This is a genomic window from Bradyrhizobium sp. PRIMUS42 (assembly GCF_023006515.1).
Classification (GTDB): domain Bacteria; phylum Pseudomonadota; class Alphaproteobacteria; order Rhizobiales; family Xanthobacteraceae; genus Bradyrhizobium.
On record NZ_JALBGZ010000961.1, the window covers coordinates 1 to 1,949 of the forward strand.

The 1,949-nt window shown below is 64.9% G+C and carries 2 protein-coding genes and 1 pseudogene; all 3 read left to right on the forward strand.

The features are described 5' to 3' along the window. Positions 1 to 298, forward strand: a pseudogene (locus MOV75_RS36245) (alkanesulfonate monooxygenase); the annotation flags it as partial. Then, positions 295 to 1,233, forward strand: a complete 939-nt coding sequence (locus MOV75_RS36250; protein ID WP_246931329.1) for an ABC transporter substrate-binding protein — start codon at positions 295 to 297, stop codon at positions 1,231 to 1,233. The pseudogene MOV75_RS36245 and the gene MOV75_RS36250, both read left to right, overlap by 4 nt. Positions 1,234 to 1,557: 324 nt before the next feature. Beyond that, a partial coding sequence (locus tag MOV75_RS36255) for a CmcJ/NvfI family oxidoreductase (protein WP_309487000.1) occupies positions 1,558 to 1,949 on the forward strand: 392 nt, incomplete at its 3' end.

A 1,949-nucleotide genomic window follows, 5' to 3' on the forward strand; every position in this document is an offset into this window, starting at 1 on the left:
TACCGCCGGCGCGCGACGCCTGCTCGCGCTCGCCGACCAGGGCAGCCGCATCGACAAGCGGCTCTGGACCGAGATCGCAAAGCTCACCGGCGCCAACAGCAACACCACGGCACTGGTCGGCACGCCCGAGCAGGTCGCCGAGGTCTTCGGTGACTATTACGACCTCGGCATCGGCCATTTCCTGATCCGCGGCTTCGACCCGTTGATCGATGCGATCGAATATGGCCGCGAGCTGATCCCGCTGACCCGGGAGCTGATCGCCAAGCGCCAAGCCGTTCGCGGGGAGGCCGCGGAATGATCCGCCTCATGCTGGCCGGGGCGCTACTGTTCGCTTCGTTCGAGCTCGCGGCGGCGCAAACCACCTTGCGCGTCGGCGACCAGAAGGGCAATGCGCAGGCCGTGATGGAAGCGGCCGGCGTGCTCAAGGACGTTCCCTACAAGATCGAGTGGAAGGAGTTTCCGGCGGCAGCTCCCTTGCTGGAAGCGCTCAGTGCCGGCGCGATCGAGACCGGGCTCGTTGGGGACGCGCCCTTCACCTTCGCCGCGGCCTCCGGCGCGCCGGTCAAGGCGATTGCCGCGATCCGGCAGACTCGCGAGGGCCTCGCGATCCTCGTGCCGGAGAATTCGCCGATCAAGAGCTTTGCCGATCTGCGGGCTAAGAAGATCGCAACCGGCCGCGGCTCGATCGGTCATCAATTGATCCTCGCCGCGCTGGAGAAGAACGGCTGGGCTGCGAGCGACGTGCAGATCGCGTTCCTGGCGCCCTCCGATGCCAAGATCGCCTACACGCAAGGCTCCGTCGATGCGTGGTCGACCTGGGAGCCGTATGTCAGCCAGGAGGAGGTGCTGTTCAAGTCGCGTCGCATCATCACCTCGGAAGGCCTGACGCCGGGGCTGAGCTTCCAGGTCGCACGACCCGACGCTATCAGGGACAAGCGCGCGGAGCTGACGGATTTCATTCGCCGCCTCACCGCCGCGCGGGCGTGGTCGCTAAACAATATCGACAGCTATGCCGCGACCTGGGGCAGGCTGATGAACATCCCGACTTCTGTGCCGCAGAACTGGCTATCGCGCGCAAAGATCCGCATCGCGCCGATCGACGACGGCGTAGTCGCGGACGAGCAGAGCACGATCGACCTCTATTTCCGCTGGGGCCTCATCAAGCAGAAGCTCGATGCCGCCGAGATCGTGGATCGTTCGTTTGCGGATGCGATCGTGAAGGCGGGATTGTAGCGAGGTCTCGTGTCCCGGACGCGCTGCAACGCGTAACGCTGCTCCGCAGAGCCGGGACCCATGCTGCAAGCGTCCGCCGCGAGATGGGCCCCGGCTCAGCAGCGCACCACTGCGTGATGCGCTGCGTCCGGGGCACGAAACCTCGCAAGGCGCTCAAGCATCCGTGAAACGAGAGTGGGCCTTCTAACCCGGCAGTCTTTCTCGAAACGTTCTTTCTGCGTATCGCGCTGGCAGCAACACCCCCATTGCTATTTGCACCGTCTCCCTTGCGCCCCTTCGCATCCCCGCAAAAATCAATCCGACGACCACATCGGGAGACCGGCCATGGGCCTGCAAGAAACAAAGATCGAGTCGCTTCCTTTCGTCACTGCCGAACTCAACTATCTCGCACCGATACCAACCAAGCCGCGCACCTATGCCTTCGATCCGCCGCCGGGCGAGCCGAAGAGCACGGCGCTCGCCGAGCCGCATCAGGTGCCGATCTTCGATGCGCGGCTGATCGCCCAGAACTTCTCGCTCGATCGCGAAGGCTTTGCGCTGGTGCGCCATCCGACCCGGGTGAAGGATTTCTTTGACGATGAGGAGGTGAGGGCGGTCTACTATCCCGCCGTCGAGGCGTTCCTGCGCGCGACGCTGCAGGCCGACCGCGTCGTCATCTTCGACCATACCGTGCGCAAGCGCGTCGAGGGTGCCGCCGACATTCGCGGCGGGGGTCC

What these genes read in the sequence shown, in the direction of transcription:
- MOV75_RS36250 (WP_246931329.1), top strand. Translation starts at nt 295, where the DNA reads ATGATCCGCCTCATGCTGGCCGGGGCGCTACTGTTCGCTTCGTTCGAG.